14 protein-coding genes and 1 pseudogene are annotated in these 15,541 nt (G+C 72.0%); 6 read left to right on the forward strand and 9 right to left on the reverse strand.

Annotated elements, in window-relative coordinates:
- Positions 1-117: 117 nt before the first annotated feature.
- The 4 genes and pseudogenes from KGS77_RS24535 to KGS77_RS24550 all read right to left on the reverse strand — a co-directional run bounded on the left by KGS77_RS24535 (position 118) and on the right by KGS77_RS24550 (position 3,504).
- A pseudogene (locus KGS77_RS24535) lies at positions 118-545 on the reverse strand (transcriptional repressor).
- Positions 546-690: 145 nt separating this feature from the next.
- Complete coding sequence (locus tag KGS77_RS24540) at positions 691-1,605, reverse strand: metal ABC transporter permease (RefSeq protein WP_242585128.1); 915 nt, start codon at positions 1,603-1,605, stop codon at positions 691-693.
- A gap of 1 nt (position 1,606) precedes the next feature.
- Positions 1,607-2,485: a metal ABC transporter ATP-binding protein gene (locus tag KGS77_RS24545; protein ID WP_242585129.1), complete on the reverse strand. Its 879-nt coding sequence runs from the start codon at positions 2,483-2,485 to the stop codon at positions 1,607-1,609.
- A 17-nt stretch (positions 2,486-2,502) separates the two neighbouring features.
- The gene (locus KGS77_RS24550) at positions 2,503-3,504 is read right to left on the reverse strand and encodes a metal ABC transporter substrate-binding protein (RefSeq protein WP_242585130.1); all 1,002 of its coding nucleotides are present in this window, start codon (positions 3,502-3,504) and stop codon (positions 2,503-2,505) included.
- A 199-nt stretch (positions 3,505-3,703) separates the two neighbouring features.
- Between KGS77_RS24550 and KGS77_RS24555 the strand changes: the two genes are divergently transcribed.
- Positions 3,704-5,086 (forward strand): glycine--tRNA ligase, encoded by a 1,383-nt coding sequence (locus tag KGS77_RS24555; RefSeq protein ID WP_242585131.1) that lies wholly within the window; start codon positions 3,704-3,706, stop codon positions 5,084-5,086.
- A gap of 39 nt (positions 5,087-5,125) precedes the next feature.
- Here the strand turns inward: KGS77_RS24555 and KGS77_RS24560 are convergent, their stop codons facing one another.
- A complete protein-coding gene (locus KGS77_RS24560) occupies positions 5,126-5,668 on the reverse strand; it encodes a hypothetical protein (protein WP_242585132.1) in 543 nt (180 codons plus the stop codon).
- Positions 5,669-5,844: 176 nt separating this feature from the next.
- On the opposite strand from KGS77_RS24560, the gene KGS77_RS24565 reads away from it, so the two are divergent.
- From KGS77_RS24565 to KGS77_RS24575, 3 genes are all read left to right on the forward strand, one after another.
- Positions 5,845-7,077, forward strand: coding sequence for a sensor histidine kinase (locus KGS77_RS24565; protein ID WP_242585133.1), 1,233 nt, complete (start codon positions 5,845-5,847; stop codon positions 7,075-7,077).
- An 8-nt stretch (positions 7,078-7,085) separates the two neighbouring features.
- Positions 7,086-7,721 (forward strand): response regulator transcription factor, encoded by a 636-nt coding sequence (locus KGS77_RS24570; protein WP_242587667.1) that lies wholly within the window; start codon positions 7,086-7,088, stop codon positions 7,719-7,721.
- A 168-nt stretch (positions 7,722-7,889) separates the two neighbouring features.
- A complete protein-coding gene (locus KGS77_RS24575) occupies positions 7,890-8,117 on the forward strand; it encodes a DUF6296 family protein (protein WP_242587668.1) in 228 nt (75 codons plus the stop codon).
- 75 nt (positions 8,118-8,192) lie between these two features.
- Here the strand turns inward: KGS77_RS24575 and KGS77_RS24580 are convergent, their stop codons facing one another.
- From KGS77_RS24580 to KGS77_RS24590, 3 genes are all read right to left on the reverse strand, one after another.
- Complete coding sequence (locus KGS77_RS24580; RefSeq protein WP_242585134.1) at positions 8,193-8,813, reverse strand: TetR/AcrR family transcriptional regulator; 621 nt, start codon at positions 8,811-8,813, stop codon at positions 8,193-8,195.
- A 140-nt stretch (positions 8,814-8,953) separates the two neighbouring features.
- Positions 8,954-9,958: an aldo/keto reductase gene (locus KGS77_RS24585; protein WP_242585135.1), complete on the reverse strand. Its 1,005-nt coding sequence runs from the start codon at positions 9,956-9,958 to the stop codon at positions 8,954-8,956.
- Positions 9,959-10,068: 110 nt separating this feature from the next.
- Complete coding sequence (locus tag KGS77_RS24590) at positions 10,069-11,532, reverse strand: MFS transporter (RefSeq protein WP_242585136.1); 1,464 nt, start codon at positions 11,530-11,532, stop codon at positions 10,069-10,071.
- A 101-nt stretch (positions 11,533-11,633) separates the two neighbouring features.
- Here KGS77_RS24590 and KGS77_RS24595 point away from each other — a divergent pair, with 101 nt between their 5' ends.
- Entirely contained in the window at positions 11,634-12,611 is a 978-nt protein-coding gene (locus KGS77_RS24595) for a helix-turn-helix transcriptional regulator (RefSeq protein ID WP_242585137.1), read from the forward strand.
- Here the strand turns inward: KGS77_RS24595 and KGS77_RS24600 are convergent.
- Positions 12,584-14,101 (reverse strand): MFS transporter, encoded by a 1,518-nt coding sequence (locus tag KGS77_RS24600; protein WP_242585138.1) that lies wholly within the window; start codon positions 14,099-14,101, stop codon positions 12,584-12,586. The genes KGS77_RS24595 and KGS77_RS24600 overlap by 28 nt on opposite strands.
- A 231-nt stretch (positions 14,102-14,332) precedes the next feature.
- Between KGS77_RS24600 and dusB the strand changes: the two genes are divergently transcribed.
- Positions 14,333-15,526 (forward strand): tRNA dihydrouridine synthase DusB, encoded by a 1,194-nt coding sequence (dusB, locus tag KGS77_RS24605; protein ID WP_242585139.1) that lies wholly within the window; start codon positions 14,333-14,335, stop codon positions 15,524-15,526.
- Positions 15,527-15,541: the final 15 nt, after the last annotated feature.

Raw genomic sequence — 15,541 nt, forward strand, 5'->3', positions numbered from 1 at the left:
CGGCGCGTACGGCCTCATACAACGCGTACGGCCCCGTGCGATCCCTACGGCGTCCCGCGCGATGCGTCCGGCTCTGCGCGCGATGCATCCGCGCACGGCTGTCCCGCGGCGCCGCCCTCAGCCCGTCGCGTTCGCGGCCCCGGCACAGTCACCGCAGGTCCCGAAGATCTCGACCGTGTGGCCGACATCCTTGAACCCGTGCTCGGCGGCGACCTGCTCCGCCCACTTCTCCACGGCGGGGCCCTCCACCTCCACGGCCTTGCCGCAGGTCCGGCACACCAGATGGTGGTGGTGGTCGTCGGTGCTGCACCGGCGGTAGACCGCCTCGCCCTCGTTCGTACGCAGCACATCGACCTCGCCGGCGTCGGCGAGCGACTGCAGCGTCCGGTAGACGGTGGTCAGCCCGACCGAGTCCCCCGGTGTTTGAGCATGTCGTGCAGCTCCTGCGCGCTGCGGAACTCGTCCACTTCGTCGAGTGCCGCGGCCACGGCGGCGCGCTGCCGCGTCGAACGGCCGCGCACCGGAGATCCCGGGCTCGTCGCCACAGTTGCCTCCCTAGGAATCAGGACTTCCCCCTGCACATGCGTCCGGCCATTGTGCCAGGTGATGACCGGATCCCAGGTTGGCCGCTTACACGTACCTCTGGTTCCTTACACGTACCTCTGGTTCCGGAACGCGGGCCCGTCCGGTTCACGACGCCGGCGTCTGCTCCACGACCGCGACGTCGTCCGCGGCGGTGCGGCTGCGGGGAACCTCCAGGGTGCACCGCCGGGCGGCCTCGGCGGCGGCTTTCGCGCGTTTGCGGGCCAGCGGGGCGGCCAGCACGGTCATCGCCCCGAAGATCACGATGGCGAGCAGGACGATGCTGGCGCCGGGCGGGACGTCCACGTAGAAGGAGAAGACCGTACCGGAGAGGGTGACGGTCACGCCGATGGCGACGGCCAGCGCGAGGGTCGCCGCGAACCCGCGGGTGGCCTGCTGGGCGGCGGCCACCGGCACCACCAGCAGCGCGCTCACCAGCAGCAGGCCCACCGCCCGCATGGCGACGGTGACGGTGACGGCCGCGGTGACGGCGAGCAGCAGGTTCAGGGCCCGTACGGGAAGCCCGGTGACCCGCGCGAACTCCTCGTCCTGGCAGATGGCGAAGAGCTGCCGGCGCAGCCCCAGCGTGATCGCGATCACGAAGGCGGCCAGGACGCAGGTCATGGTGACGTCCTGCGCGGAGACGCTGTTCAGGGAGCCGAAGAGATAACTGGTCAGGTTGGCGGTGGAGCCGCCGGGCGCCAGGTTGATGATCAGTACGCCGCCGGCCATGCCGCCGTAGAAGAGCATCGCCAGCGCGATGTCCCCGCGCGCCTTGCCGTAGGAGCGGACCAGTTCCATGACGACGGAGCCGAGGGCCGCGACGATCACAGCCGTCCATACGGGCGAGGTGCGCAGCAGGAAGCCCAGCGCGACACCGGTCAGGGCGATGTGCCCGATGCCGTCGCCCATGATCGCCTGGCGGCGCTGCACGAGGTAGATACCGACGGCGGGCGCGGTCACGCCGACCAGGACGGCGGCGAGCAGCGCCCGCTGCATGAAGGCGTAATTGAGGAGGTCCATCTCAGCTCAGCAGTCCTGTCCGGACCGGCTGCGCCGCCTGGTCCGCGTGGGGGTGTACGTGGTCGTGGCCCGGCAGGCCGTGCTGGCCCACGGCCTGCGGGGGAGGGCCGTCGTGGACGACGCAGCCGTCGCGCAGCACCACCGCGCGGTCGATCAGCGGCTCCAGGGGGCCCAGCTCGTGCAGCACCAGCAGGACGGTCACCCCGGCCTCCACCTGTGCGCGCAGGGTCTTGGCCAGGACTTCCTGGCTGGCCAGGTCCACCCCGGCCATCGGCTCGTCCATGATCAGCAGTTCCGGCTCGCCGACCAGCGCGCGGGCTATCAGGACGCGCTGGTGCTGGCCTCCGGAGAGCGCGTCGACCGGGTCCTTGGCCCGGTCCGCCATGCCGACCAGCTCCAGCGCCCGGCGGACGGCCTCCCGGTCGGCCCGGCCGGGCCACTTCAGCTTCGTACGGGCCAGCCGGCCGGAGGCGACGACCTCGCGGACGGTGGCGGGGACCCCGCCGGCCGCGGTGGTGCGCTGCGGTACGTACCCGATGCGCGCCCACTCCTTGAAGCGGCGCCGGGGGGTGCCGAACAGCTCCAGTTCGCCGCCGCTGAGCGGGACCCGGCCGACCACGGCCCGTACGGCGGTGGACTTGCCGGAGCCGTTGGCGCCGAGGAGGGCGACGACCTCGCCGCGGCGTACGGTCAGGTCGATGCCGTGCAGGACGGGGCGCGCGCCCAGGGCCGCGCTCGCCGCACGCAGGGCTATGACGGTGTCGGTGCCGGTGCCGGCACCCGTGTCGGTCGTGGTGCCAGGACCCGTGTCGGTCGTGGTGCCGGTCTTGGCGTCCTCGGCGACGGCAGCGGCCGTTGTCGCCGGATGGTTCGTGGTCATCTCCGGTGCCTCCGTCGTCACTTGGCGCCGAGCGCCTTCTGCAGGGCCGTGAGGTTGGCCTCCATGACCTCGATGTAGTCCTTGCCCCGGGACTTGTCGGTGATCCCTTCGACGGGGTCCAGGACGTCGGTCTTCAAGTTGAGGTCCCTGGCGAGCGTCCTGGCCGTATCGGGGCTGGTCAGGGTCTCGAAGAAGACCGTGCCGACGTGGTGCTCCCCGGCCAGCCCGTGCAGCTCCTTGATGCGGCTGCCGCTGACGTCGCCGGACTCCGGGTCGATGCCGCTGATGGCCTCTTCGGTCAGGCCGTAGCGCTCGGCGAGGTAGCCGAAGGCGGCGTGGGTGGTGATGAAGGTGTCCGACTTCCTGTTCTTGAGCCCGTCCGCGTACTTCTTGTTCAGGTCGGCGAGCTTTTTGACCAGGTTGTCGGTGTTACGGGCGTAGTCGGCCTGGTGGGCCGGGTCGGCGGCGGCCAGGGTCTTGCCGACGCCCTTGGCGACCTGCGCGTACTTCACGGGGTCCAGCCAGATGTGCGGGTCCGCCCCGTCCGCTCCGTGATCGTGGCCGTCCTCGCCCTCTGCCTCGTGCTCCCCGCCTTCCCCGTGTTCTCCGTCCTCCCCGCGCGAGTGCCCGCCCACCTCCGCGCCGTGCTTCTTCAGCGGGGTCAGGGCGGCGGCGTCGACGATGTGCTCGACCTCGGTCTGCTGTACCGCCGCGTCCACGGCGGGCTGTACGCCCTTGAGGTAGACGATCACGTCCGACTCGGCGAGGTCCGCGGTCTCCCGGGCGCCGAGCTCCAGGTCGTGCGGCTCGGTGCCGGGGCCGGTCAGGTCCTTGACCCGGACGTGCTCGCCGCCGATCTCCTTGGCGAGGAATTCCATCGGGTAGAAGGACGCCGTCACGGCGAGCCGGTCGCCCTTCTTGCCCGCAGCGCCGGAGGAGGAGCAGGCGGTCGTAGCCGTCAGGCCGAGGGCGAGCGCTCCGGCGAGGGCCGCGGCGCGGAGGGGGCGACGTATGTTCATGACAGTCATTTTCAACAAAGATGGAAACGATTGTCAACAAGGAGGGGAAGGGAGGGATCGGAACCAAACCGATTTGATCCGGGGGGTACGCCCGCCGGTACCCTGAGTCATTCACCTGCCCGCCTCGTGACCACCCCCTCATCGAGGCGCTCAGCGCCGCACCTGTCCATCGTTTCGTCGTCGTAATGAAGAGAGCACCGTGGCCGCCGACAAGATCGACACCATCGTCAGCCTGAGCAAGCGCCGTGGCTTCGTATACCCCTGTAGTGAGATCTACGGCGGCCAGCGTGCCGCTTGGGACTACGGACCCCTGGGCGTCGAACTCAAGGAGAACATCAAGCGCCAGTGGTGGCGCTCCATGGTCACCTCGCGCGACGACGTGGTCGGTATCGACTCGTCGGTGATCCTGGCGCCCGAGGTCTGGGTGGCCTCCGGTCACGTCGCCACCTTCACCGACCCGCTCACCGAGTGCACCTCCTGCCACAAGCGCTTCCGCGCGGACCACCTCGAAGAGGCGTACGAGGCCAAGCACGGCAAGCTGCCCGAGAACGGCCTGGCCGACGTCAACTGCCCGCACTGCGGCAACAAGGGCGGCTTCACCGAGCCCAAGCAGTTCTCCGGCCTGCTCTCCACCCACCTCGGCCCGACCCAGGACTCCGGCTCGGTCGCCTACCTGCGCCCCGAGACCGCCCAGGGCATCTTCACCAACTTCGCCCAGGTCCAGCAGACCTCGCGCAAGAAGCCGCCGTTCGGCATCGCGCAGATGGGCAAGTCCTTCCGGAACGAGATCACTCCGGGCAACTTCATCTTCCGCACCCGCGAGTTCGAGCAGATGGAGATGGAGTTCTTCGTCAAGCCGGGCGAGGACGAGCAGTGGCAGGAGTACTGGATGGAGCAGCGCTGGAACTGGTACCGCGACCTGGGCCTGCGCGAGGAGAACATCCGCTGGTACGAGCACCCGGCCGAGAAGCTCTCCCACTACTCCAAGCGCACCGCAGACATCGAGTACCGCTTCCAGTTCGGCGGTTCGGAGTGGGGTGAGCTGGAGGGCGTGGCCAACCGTACGGACTACGACCTGTCCTCGCACTCCAAGGCGTCCGGCCAGGACCTGTCCTACTTCGACCAGGAGGCCGGCGAGCGCTACACCCCGTACGTCATCGAGCCGGCGGCCGGTGTCGGCCGCGCGATGCTCGCCTTCATGCTCGACGCGTACAACGAGGACGAGGCGCCCAACGCCAAGGGCAAGATGGAAAAGCGCACCGTGCTGCGCCTGGACCCGCGCCTGTCGCCGGTCAAGGTCGCCGTCCTGCCGCTGTCCCGCAACCCGCAGCTCTCCCCGAAGGCCAAGGGCCTGGCGGCGGACCTGCGCAAGCACTGGAACATCGAGTTCGACGACGCGGGTGCCATCGGCCGCCGCTACCGCCGCCAGGACGAGATCGGCACGCCGTTCTGCGTCACCGTCGACTTCGACACCCTGGAGGACAACGCGGTGACCGTGCGCGAGCGCGACACCATGAAGCAGGAGCGGGTCTCCCTGGACCAGATCCAGTCCTACCTCGGCGGTCGTCTGCTGGGCTGCTGACCTGGCGGCCTTCCAAGCCGTACAGGCCGTACGGGGTCTTCAGGGCCCGGACGCCGGCCGGGTGTGAGCGCTCATCGAGTCCTCACGCCCGGCCGGCGTCGCCGTGTCCGGCATGGCTCCGTGTGGCGTGGCTCTCCGTCCGGTGTGGCTCCGTCCGGTGTGGCTCTTTCCGGCGGCCCGTACGGCGAGCGCCGCGCACAGGGCCGCCAGCGGCAGCTCCGCGGCCACCGCCATCGCCAGCGCCGTCAGTAACTCCGCGCCCGGCCCGGCGGTGGCCACGTCCACGCAGGCGTCCACGGTCAGCAGGACCGCGGCCAGGCCCGCGCCCGTCCCGTGCCCCGGCTCGCCGCGCAGCAGCCGGCCCCCGGCGCTGAGCAGGCAGGCCGCCTCCATGGTGTCCAGGGCCACCCACGCCGCCGCCTGGGCCGGCGGCAGCGTCGCGGCCAGGTAGCCCATCCACGGCAGCAGCGCCAGCCCGGCCCCCGTCAGCAGCCGCCCCTGCCACCGGTTCCGCGCCACCGGCGACAGCCGGCGGGACCGGTAACGGGAGTGGTAAGGGGAGTTGAGGGCGATCAGTGCCATGACGAAAGCGCCTTCCGACGTCGCGAACCCGGCCGTCGGGCTCACGGTCAACACTTCCGGCCACGGCGCCGGAAGTCGGTAACGCGGCTTTCTGTTCCGGGGTGGCACTACTTGCACCCCCGAAGCGGGCAGTGGGTTCATCGCACCGGCACCCCGTGGCTGCCTATCGTCGGATCATGAACATCCCGCCCTGGCTGCGCCCCGGCCTGGTCCGGCTCCGCCGCGCGCTGCCACGACTGCGGCGCGACCTCCTCTTCGCCGCCGTCGGTGTGCCGCTGCACGCCCTCCCGCCACTGCTGGCCCTGTGGGCGCTGACCCAACTGGCCGGTCTGCTGGAGGGGACCTCCGACGCGGCTCCGGTGCTCCTGCCCGTCGCGCTCGGGGGCATGGTGGCCACCGCCTTCACGCTCACCGAAGGGCAGCGGTGGCGGCTGCGCAGGCTGTGCGGGGTGGATCTGCCGCGGCTGCGGTTCACCCAGGCACGGCGGCAGTTCGGCTACCACTTCCTCGCCGGGCCCTTGCTCGGCGTGCTCGAAGCGGCCCTGCTCGCCCTGCTGCTGGCGGGTCTGGCGGCGGCGTCGGTCTTCCTGTGGATCTGGGCGCTGCCGGCGGAGTGGCGGCTGGCCAACATGGGTTACGCGACCGAGGCCGGGTACGCCACCGCCCTGGGTCTGGCTGCGGTGGCCGTGGTGCCGCCCCTGGCCGCGCAACTCCTGCGGCTGGAGAACCTCCTGCTGACCTCGCTGCTGGGCGTCGGCCGGGCCGAGGAGCTGGCGCGCCGGGTCGAGGACCTGACGCGAAGCCGGGCCGGGGCCGTGGACGCGGCGGACGCCGAACGCCGCCGTATCGAACGCGACCTGCACGACGGCGCCCAGCAGCGGCTGGTCTCCCTCGCCCTGAACCTGGGGCTGGCCAAGGCCACGCTGACCGACCTGCCTCCCCAGGCCCGCCAGGTCATCGAGGAGGCCCACCGCGAGGCCAAGGAGGCCATCGAGGAACTGGGCAGCCTGGTCCGCGGACTGCACCCCGCCGTCCTGGACGAACTGGGGCTGGACGCGGCGCTGTCGGGCCTGGCGGCCCGGGCCCCGCTGCCCGTACGCCTGCGGGTGGAGATGGACCGGCGGGCCGCCCCCGCCGTCGAGGCCGTCGCCTACTTCGTCGTCTCCGAGGCACTGACCAACATCGCCAAGCACGCCCGGGCGACCCGGGGCGAGGTGACGGTGACCTTGCTGGGGGAGATACTGCGGGTGGTCATCGCCGACGACGGGGTGGGCGGGGCCGATCCGTCGGGGGGCAGCGGGCTCAAGGGCCTGGCGCAGCGCGTACGTTCCGTGGACGGAGCCTTCCGTGTGAGCAGCCCCGTGGGGGGCCCGACCGTGATGACCGTGGAGCTGCCGTGCACGCCGTGAAGCGCGCTGTGATCGCCGAGGATTCCGTCCTGCTGAGGATCGGCCTGGTCAAGGTCCTGGAGACGGCCGGGTTCGAGGTGGCGGCCGAGGCCGGGGACGCGCCGGGGCTGCTGGAGGCGGTCCGGGAGCACCGCCCGGACATCGCCGTGGTGGACGTCCGTATGCCGCCCGGCTTCGCCGACGAGGGCGTACGGGCCGCGCTGGAGATCCGGCGGCAGTGGCCGGACACCGCCGTCCTGCTGCTCTCCCAGTACGTGGAGGAACGCTACGCCGCCGACCTGCTGTCCGCGAACACCCGGGGCATCGGCTACCTCCTCAAGCAACGTGTCGCCGACGTCGAGGAGTTCATCGAGGCGCTGCGCCGGGTCGCCGACGGCGGCACCGCCCTGGATCCGCAGGTCGTGGCGCAGTTGCTGGTACGCCGCCCCAGCGACCCGCTGGAGCGGCTGACCGCGCGCGAGCGCGAGGTGCTCACCTTGATGGCGGAGGGCCGCTCCAACGCCGGCATCGCCGGACAGCTCGTGGTCAGCGAGAGCGCGGTGGCCAAGCACATCAACAGCATCCTGGCCAAGCTGGACCTTCCCCGGGCGGACGCGGACCACCGCCGGGTGCTGGCCGTCCTGCACTTCCTGGGTGTGGCCTGACGCCCCCCACCCTCCTGGCCGCAACTCATCGGCCACCGGTGACTCCCCGTCACCGGCCGTCACGGTAAGGGCATGATCGAGATGCGGAATCCGGTCTGCCGGTTCTACGATCTAACTGCGCGGGACGCGCGCTGTGAGCGGTTCCGGCAGAGCGGCGCGGAGGTCGCGATGGAGTACCCCGAGTTCGTGGAGCTCGTCTTCCAGGCGGCGGCGGAGGACGACACCGTCACCGTCCGGCGCACCGAGCGGTCCGGGGCCGGCGGCCATCCGGTGTACGAGGACGAGAGCGGCATCGTCCGCGCGGAGATCAGCGACCGGGGCGAGGTACGGATGCTCGCCACCGGCGGCCACCAGGCGCCCCATACGCCGGTGCTGGTCCGGCCGCTGGTGCACTGATCGCCCGGATGGATGGCCCCCGGGTCGCCCGGACGGCCCCCAGGGTTGCCCGGACGGCCCCCGGGTCCGCGGTCATCAGGCGCGCAGGCTCCGCAGAACCAGGCCGCACACGGCGGCGAAGGCCCGGTCGATGTCCGGGGCGGACCACTCCTTCGCGTAGCAGGGGTCGTGGAAGCGGCCCGTGGCGTCGAAGACCGCGCGGGCCGTCACGGCGGTGGAGGAGGCCGTGGGGGAGGCCGTGGCGGGGACAGCGGAAGGAGCGGCGGCGAAGACGCCCTGCCGTATGCCGTCCTCGATGATCGCGGTGAGCTGGCCGGTGAGGTCGGCGATGTGCCGCTCCACCACGCCGCCGCTCTCGCCGATCAGCGTCATGTAGGTGGCGAAGAGTTCGGGGTCGTCGCCCGCCTTGTGGCGCTTGGCCGCGAAGAGGGCGGACAGCCAGCGTTCCAGCCGCGCATCGGCCGGGCCGTCCTGCGCGACGATGTCCCGCAGTCGTTCGCTCGTGCGCTCCAGCCAGCGTTCCGTGACGGCCTCGCGCAGCGCCGTCTTCGTACGGAAGTGGCGGTAGACGCTGCCGTGGCTGACGCCCAGCGCGCGGGCGACGTCGACGACCGTGGCCTTGGCCGGGCCGTAGCGGCGCAGCACTTCCTCGGTGGCTTCGAGGATGCGTTCGGGGGTCAGGGTCTCGGCTGCCATCGGGGCGTTCGGCCTTTCGGGTCGGGAGCGCCGTACGGGGCGCCCTGATACGGACGCCGTGCGCGGGCGCCTTGGTCCGGACGCCGCGCGGGCGTCCTCCTACGGACCGTACCCGGGCGCCCCGCGGCGTGCGCGGGTGGTCAGCGCTCGCTGTCCAGGTGGGCCATCTGGTCGGCGGGGTAGCGCTCGCCGGCGGCGGCGCCGGGCGGGACGGCGGCCTCGATCGCGGCCAGATCGGCGGCCTCCAGCGTCACCTCGGCCGCGCCCAGCGCCTCGGCCAGCCGGTCCCGGCGGCGGGCGCCGACCAGCGGCACGATGTCCTGGCCGCGGGAGAGCACCCAGGCGATCGCGATCTGCGCGACCGAGACGCCCTTGCTCTCGGCGATCTTGCGCAGCGCGTCGGCCAGGCCCAGGTTGCGTTCCAGGTTCTCGCCCTGGAAGCGCGGGCTCATGCCCCGGAAGTCGTTCGCGGCCAGCTTCCGGTCCCGGCTCCAGTGACCGCTGATCAGGCCGCGCGCCAGGACGCCGTACGCGCTCACGCCGATGCCCAGCTCGCGGGCGGTGGGCAGAATCTGGGCCTCGATGCCGCGGGAGATCAGCGAGTACTCGATCTGGAGGTCGCTGATCGGGGCGACGGCGGCGGCCCGGCGCAGGGTGGCGGCGCCGACCTCCGAGAGGCCGATGTGCCGTACGTGCCCGGCCTGGACCAGTTCGGCGATGGCGCCGACCGTCTCCTCGATGGGGACGGCGGGGTCGACGCGGGCGATCCGGTAGATGTCGATGTGGTCGGTGCCCAGGCGCTGGAGCGAGTAGGCGGCGAAGTTCTTCACGGCCTGCGGGCGGCCGTCGTACCCGGTGAAGGCGCCCTCGACGGTGCGCAGCGCACCGAACTTCACGCTGATCTGCGCCGCTTCACGGCGGGCCGCGGGGGCGGTGCGCAGGGCCTCGTTGATGAGCAGCTCGTTGTGGCCCATGCCGTAGAAGTCGCCGGTGTCCAGCAGGGTGATGCCCGCTTCGAGCGCGGCGTGGATGGTGGCGACCGACTCGGCGCGGTCGCTGTCGCCGTACAGGGCGGACATGCCCATGCAGCCGAGGCCGAGGGCGGAGGTGCGCGGGCCGGTGGTGCCGAGGGTGCGGGTCTGCACGAGGGGGCTCCTTCGAGGGCGGGGTGGGGTGGCATCTCCACCATGACACGTGGACTGACAGGTTTCAATATCTGTCAGTCCACGCACGTCGATCCTCTCCGCGTCCCGGGTCAGCGCACGGTGCGGGGCAGCCGCAGGCCCAGTGCCGTGGTCACCGCCACCACCGCGAACTGCGTCAGCACGGCGATGAGCAGCGCGTCCCGCATGCCCAGCGACGGCAGCAGCGACAGGAAGAGCGTGCCGAGGGTGGCCACGCCCAGCGCCATGCCCGACTGCTGGGTGGTGACCATGACGCCGCCGCCCACCCCGGCCTGGGCGGCCGGCAGCTCACTGAGCACGACGCGCAGCAGTACGGGCAGCAGCAGGCCCTGGCCCATGCCGAGCACCGCCATGCTGGGCGCCAGCCCCGCCACCGAGATGTCCGGCCAGCCCGCGCGGACGGTCAGCGCCAGGGCGAGGAGGCCGGTGGCCTGGATCAGCGAGCCGGTGATCACCACCCGCCGTCCGAAGCGGGCGACCAGCCGCGGACCGGCCAGCGAGGCGGCGAAGAACGCCACACACAGCGGCGCCAGCGCCACACCCGCCGCCATCGGCCCGTACCGCAGCCCGTCCTGAAGGGCGATGGCCACCACGAACATGAAGCCGCCGAAGCCCAGCGTGAACGGAAGGATCATGGTCAGCCCGCTGCGTACGGACGCGATGCGCAGCAGCGACGGCGGCACCAGCGGGGTACCGCCGCGCCGTTCCGCGCGCCGCTCCACCACCAGGAACGCCACCGCCGTGAACGGGAAGACGGCGAGCATCACCCAGGACCACAGCGGCCAGCCCGCGGCCCGGCCCTCCGTCAGCGGCAGCAGCAGGGTGATCAGGGTGACCGCCAGCAGCACGGTGCCGGGGCCGTCCACCCGCGCCGGCTGCGGCGAGCGGGTCTCGGGGACCGTACGCAGCGCCAGCAGCAGTGCGACCACGGCGACCGGCACGTTCACCAGGAACACCGAGCGCCAGCCCGAGCCGGCCAGGTCGGCGGCGACCAGCGCCCCGCCGAGCACCTGACCCACGGCGCTGGCGACCCCGGCCGTGCCGCCGTACAGGCTCACCGCCTTGGCCCGGCGCTGTCCGCTGGTGGCCGCCTGGATCGTGGCCAGCACCTGTGGCAGCAGCAGCGCCGCGGCGGCGCCCTGCCCGGCCCGGGCCGCCACCAGCGTCCAGGGGCCGGGCGCCACACCGCAGGCCAGCGAGGTGACACCGAAGGCGGCCAGGCCCCACAGGAACAGGCGGCGCCGGCCGACCATGTCACCGAGCCGCCCGCCCAGGACCAGCAGCACCGCGAACGCCACGCCGTAACCCGCCACCACCATCTCCAGCAGGGCGGGCCCCGCGTGCAGATCGCGGTCGATGGTGGGCAGTGCGACATTGACGATGAAGAAGTCGACCATCGGGAGCGCGGCGCCCAGCAGGACGGTGCCCAGCCCCAGCGGCGTCAGCCGGGGCGGCGCGGGCGTGGGGGCGGTGGTCCGAGGGGGAGAAGCGGTTGCCGGTACAGGGACGGTGGTTCGTACTCGCGTGTCACTCACGAGAACGACGATCGCCGTCCGCTCAAAGTGGTACCAGAGTCTTCTTATCCTGGTACCGGCGCTACCTGGCAACAGGCTGGGCGTTCGGGCACTCTGGGATCATGACGACGACCGCGACGGAGGCACGCAGCACACCGAGGACCGATCCGCGCTTCGGTGCGCAGGTGGCACAGCGGGCAGTACAGCAGGCGGTACAGCAGGAGGCACCGCAGGCAGGGTCACCGGCCGGGCCGCGGTCCGACGCCCGGACCCGGCGGCAGGAACTCGCCGCGTTCCTGCGCAGCCGCCGGGAGCGGATCACACCGGAACAGGTCGGTCTGCCACGCGGGACGCGGCGGCGGACCCCCGGACTGCGGCGCGAAGAGGTCGCCCATCTCTCCGCGGTCGGTGTCACCTGGTACACGTGGCTGGAGCAGGCCCGCGACATCCATGTCTCCGCGCAGGTGCTGGACGCGGTGGCGGGCGCGCTGCTGCTGGACCGGGCCGAGCGCAGCCATCTGTTCGCGCTGGCCGGGGAGGTGGACCCGGCGCTGCCCGGCAAGGAGTGCACGGGGCCGCCGGAGGCGCTGCGGCTGATGATGGCGCAACTGGAGCCGTATCCGGCCGTCGTCCAGAACAGCCGGTTCGACATCGTCGCCTACAACCGTCCGTACGGGCGGCTGCTGTGCGACCTGGACGCGGTGCCCGAAGAGGACCGCAACTGCATGTGGCTGGCGTTCACCCATCCCCAGTGGCGGGCCGCTCTGGTGGACTACGACGAGACGGTCCGTACGATGGCCGCCAAGTTCCGGGCCGGGATGGCCGGGCATGTCGCGGAGCCCGCGTGGCGGTGCCTGGTCGACCGGCTGACGGCGGCCTCCCCGGAGTTCCGCGAGATCTGGGCGCGGCATGAAGTCCTGCGGCCGGAGTACCAGGCCAGGACCTTCCGGCAGGCGCGGGTGGGCATCGTACGGCTGACCGCGACCGTACTGTGGACGGGCCGTGGCGCCGGCTCGAAAATGATCGCCTACACGCCCGCGGACGACGAGACGCGTGAACGGCTGGAGCGGCTTCAGGAACTGGTGCTCGCGGAGGACTGACCCGGCTCCCGGCCGGGCGGATCCGGGTCCGCTGCGGGCCCGGGCGCGTTCCGGCCGGGTACGGGCTGCCCGGGCGGCTGCTCCCAGCGCGCCGCCGCACGCAGCGCGCCGGCCTGCGCCCGGTGGCCGGTGGTCAGCGCCCCCAGCAGCAGCACGGCCGCGCCGCAACCGGTGATGATCCACCAGGCGGACCGGCTCGCGCCGGCGAAGCCGGAGGTGCCGGCCGCGTGCACCCCGCCCGCCAGGACCGCGCCGATCACCGCGACACCCAGCGACTGCCCTACCTGCCGGCTGGTGGAGGCCACCGCCGCGGCGACCCCGGCCTGCGCCCGTGGCATCCCGGAGACGGCGGTGTTGGTGATGGGCGCGTTGACCAGCCCGAAGCCGATGCCGAACAGGACGTACCCGGTGAACAGCAGCGGGGTGCTCCCCTGGGCGTCCAGAGCCGCGAACAGCAGCCCGCTCGCGCTCATCGCCGTCCCGGCCGCGAGCAGCGGCAGCCGGGGCCCGCGGGCGCCGACCACCCGTCCGGACAGCGGCGCGCAGACCAGCGTCATCGACGCCATCGGCAGCATGTGCAGCCCGGCGTCCAGCGCGCTCATGCCGCGTACGTTCTGGAGGTAGAGGGTGTTGACGAAGAGGAAGCCGCCGAGCGCGGCGAAGGCGCACACCGCCACGACGGTGGCCCCGCTGAACGGCACACTGCGGAAGAACCGCAACTCGATCAGCGGCTCGGCGCGCCGGCGCTCGTAGGACAGCAGCGCGGCCAGGGCGGCGACGGCGACCGCGGCGCAGGAGAGGATCAGCGGCGAGGTCCAGCCGGCCTCCGGTGCCTCGATGATCGCGTACGTCACCGAGCCCAGGAGCACGATCACCAGCACCTGGCCGAGGGGATCCAGGCGGCGCGGACGGGGGGCGCGTGACTCGGGTACGTACCGGAGGGTGAGGAAGAGCGCCAGCGCTCCGATGGGGACGTTGATCCAGAAGATCGAACGCCAGCCGACGGACTCCACCAGCAGCCCGCCCACGATCGGCCCGGCCGCCATGCTGATGCCCACGACACCGCCCCACACCCCAATCGCGCGGGCCCGTTCGCGCGGCTCGGTGAAGGTGTTGGTGATGATCGACATGGCGACGGGGTTGAGCATCGAGCCGCCGACGGCCTGCACCATACGGAAGACGACCAGCCACCCCAGCGTGGGCGCCAGGCCGCACAGCAGGGAGCCGAGCGAGAAGACCGTCAGCCCGGCCATGAAGACGCGGCGGCGCCCGAGCCGGTCGGCGGTGGAGCCGGCCAGCATCAGGAGCGAGGCCAGGACCAGGGTGTAGGCGTCGATCGTCCACTGCATGCCGGAGACGGAGGCACCCAGCTCCTTCTGCATGGAGGGCAGCGCGACGTTCAGGACGGTGTTGTCGAGGCTGACGATCAGCAGGCTCAGACAGCAGATCATCAGGACGAGCAGACGCCGCCGGTGGCTGGGCTCGGACATACTTGAACGCTACAACGAGTTTGCGCCCGGGGGCACAAGGTGTGCCGCGGAGTGCGGGACAATGGGAGGTCGTTCCTGCCCGTGGGCCCGTGACGGGGCCCTCAGCCCGGGGCGGGGCGCCCATGAGCCCGCGAAGCCCGCGAGCTCGTGAACCCGCGGGCCCGCAAAGCGCGCGGGCCCGCGACGAGGCGCCCGACGTCCCGACGAACCGCCGAAGGAAAACCGCTCCCCATGACTTTGCTGAAGATCGGCCCGCACGCGGTGCAGCCGCCGGTGGTGCTCGCACCGATGGCCGGGATCACCAACGCCCCCTTCCGGACGCTGTGCCGGGAGTTTTCCGGCGGCAAGGGGCTGTTCGTCAGCGAGATGATCACCACCCGGGCGCTGGTCGAGCGCAACGAGAAGACCATGCAGCTCATCCACTTCGACGAGACCGAGAAACCGCGCTCGATCCAGCTCTACGGCGTGGACCCGGACACCGTCGGCAAGGCGGTCCGCATGATCGCCGAGGAGGACCTCGCCGACCACATCGACCTGAACTTCGGCTGCCCGGTCCCCAAGGTCACCCGTCGCGGCGGCGGCTCGGCGCTCCCGTACAAGCGGCACCTGCTGCGCGCGATCCTGCGCGAGGCCGTGGCCAACGCCGGTGACCTGCCGGTGACCATGAAGATGCGCAAGGGCATCGACGACGATCACATCACCTACCTGGACGCGGGCCGGATCGCGGTGGAGGAGGGCGTCACGGCGATCGCGCTGCACGGGCGGACGGCGGCGCAGCACTACGGCGGTACGGCCGACTGGGAGGCCATCGCCCGCCTCAAGGAGCACGTCCCGGAGATCCCGGTGCTGGGCAACGGCGACATCTGGTCCGCGCACGACGCGGTGCGGATGATGCGCGAGACCGGCTGCGACGGGGTGGTCGTGGGGCGCGGCTGCCTGGGGCGGCCGTGGCTCTTCGGGGACCTGGTGGCGGCGTTCGAGAGCGGTGGTACGGGAGCCACCGGCGCCGACGACAGCCCGGCCCGGGCGGAGGACGGCTCGGTTCCGGCGGAGGACGGCTTCGCGCGGCCGACGCTCAAGGAGGTCGCACGGGTGATGCGGCGGCACGCCCAGCTCCTGGGCGAGTGGCTGGGGGACGAGGCGCGGGGCGTCATCGACTTCCGTAAGCACGTCGCCTGGTACACCAAGGGCTTCTCCATCGGCTCCGAACTCCGTAAGAAGCTGGCGATCACCTCTTCTCTGGATGAACTGGACGCTCTGATGAGCGAGCTGGATCTGGACCAGCCCTGGCCGGTGGGCGCGGACGGGCCGCGCGGCCGTACGTCCGGACGCAACCGTGTCGTGCTGCCGGACGGGTGGCTGGATGATCCGTACGACTGCGCGGGGGTCGGGGCCGAGGCGGAACTGGACACCTCGGGGGGCTGAGAGCGGCGTGATTCT

This window comes from Streptomyces sp. MST-110588 (genome assembly GCF_022695595.1).
GTDB lineage: Bacteria > Actinomycetota > Actinomycetes > Streptomycetales > Streptomycetaceae > Streptomyces.

Coding starts and splice junctions, on each gene's coding strand:
- KGS77_RS24540 (WP_242585128.1), bottom strand. CDS start 1,605: ATGGACCTCCTCAATTACGCCTTCATGCAGCGGGCGCTGCTCGCCGCC.
- KGS77_RS24545 (WP_242585129.1), bottom strand. CDS start 2,485: ATGACCACGAACCATCCGGCGACAACGGCCGCTGCCGTCGCCGAGGAC.
- KGS77_RS24550 (WP_242585130.1), bottom strand. CDS start 3,504: ATGAACATACGTCGCCCCCTCCGCGCCGCGGCCCTCGCCGGAGCGCTC.
- KGS77_RS24560 (WP_242585132.1), bottom strand. CDS start 5,668: ATGGCACTGATCGCCCTCAACTCCCCTTACCACTCCCGTTACCGGTCC.
- KGS77_RS24565 (WP_242585133.1), top strand. CDS start 5,845: ATGAACATCCCGCCCTGGCTGCGCCCCGGCCTGGTCCGGCTCCGCCGC.
- KGS77_RS24575 (WP_242587668.1), top strand. CDS start 7,890: ATGGAGTACCCCGAGTTCGTGGAGCTCGTCTTCCAGGCGGCGGCGGAG.
- KGS77_RS24580 (WP_242585134.1), bottom strand. CDS start 8,813: ATGGCAGCCGAGACCCTGACCCCCGAACGCATCCTCGAAGCCACCGAG.
- KGS77_RS24595 (WP_242585137.1), top strand. CDS start 11,634: ATGACGACGACCGCGACGGAGGCACGCAGCACACCGAGGACCGATCCG.
- KGS77_RS24600 (WP_242585138.1), bottom strand. CDS start 14,101: ATGTCCGAGCCCAGCCACCGGCGGCGTCTGCTCGTCCTGATGATCTGC.
- dusB (WP_242585139.1), top strand. CDS start 14,333: ATGACTTTGCTGAAGATCGGCCCGCACGCGGTGCAGCCGCCGGTGGTG.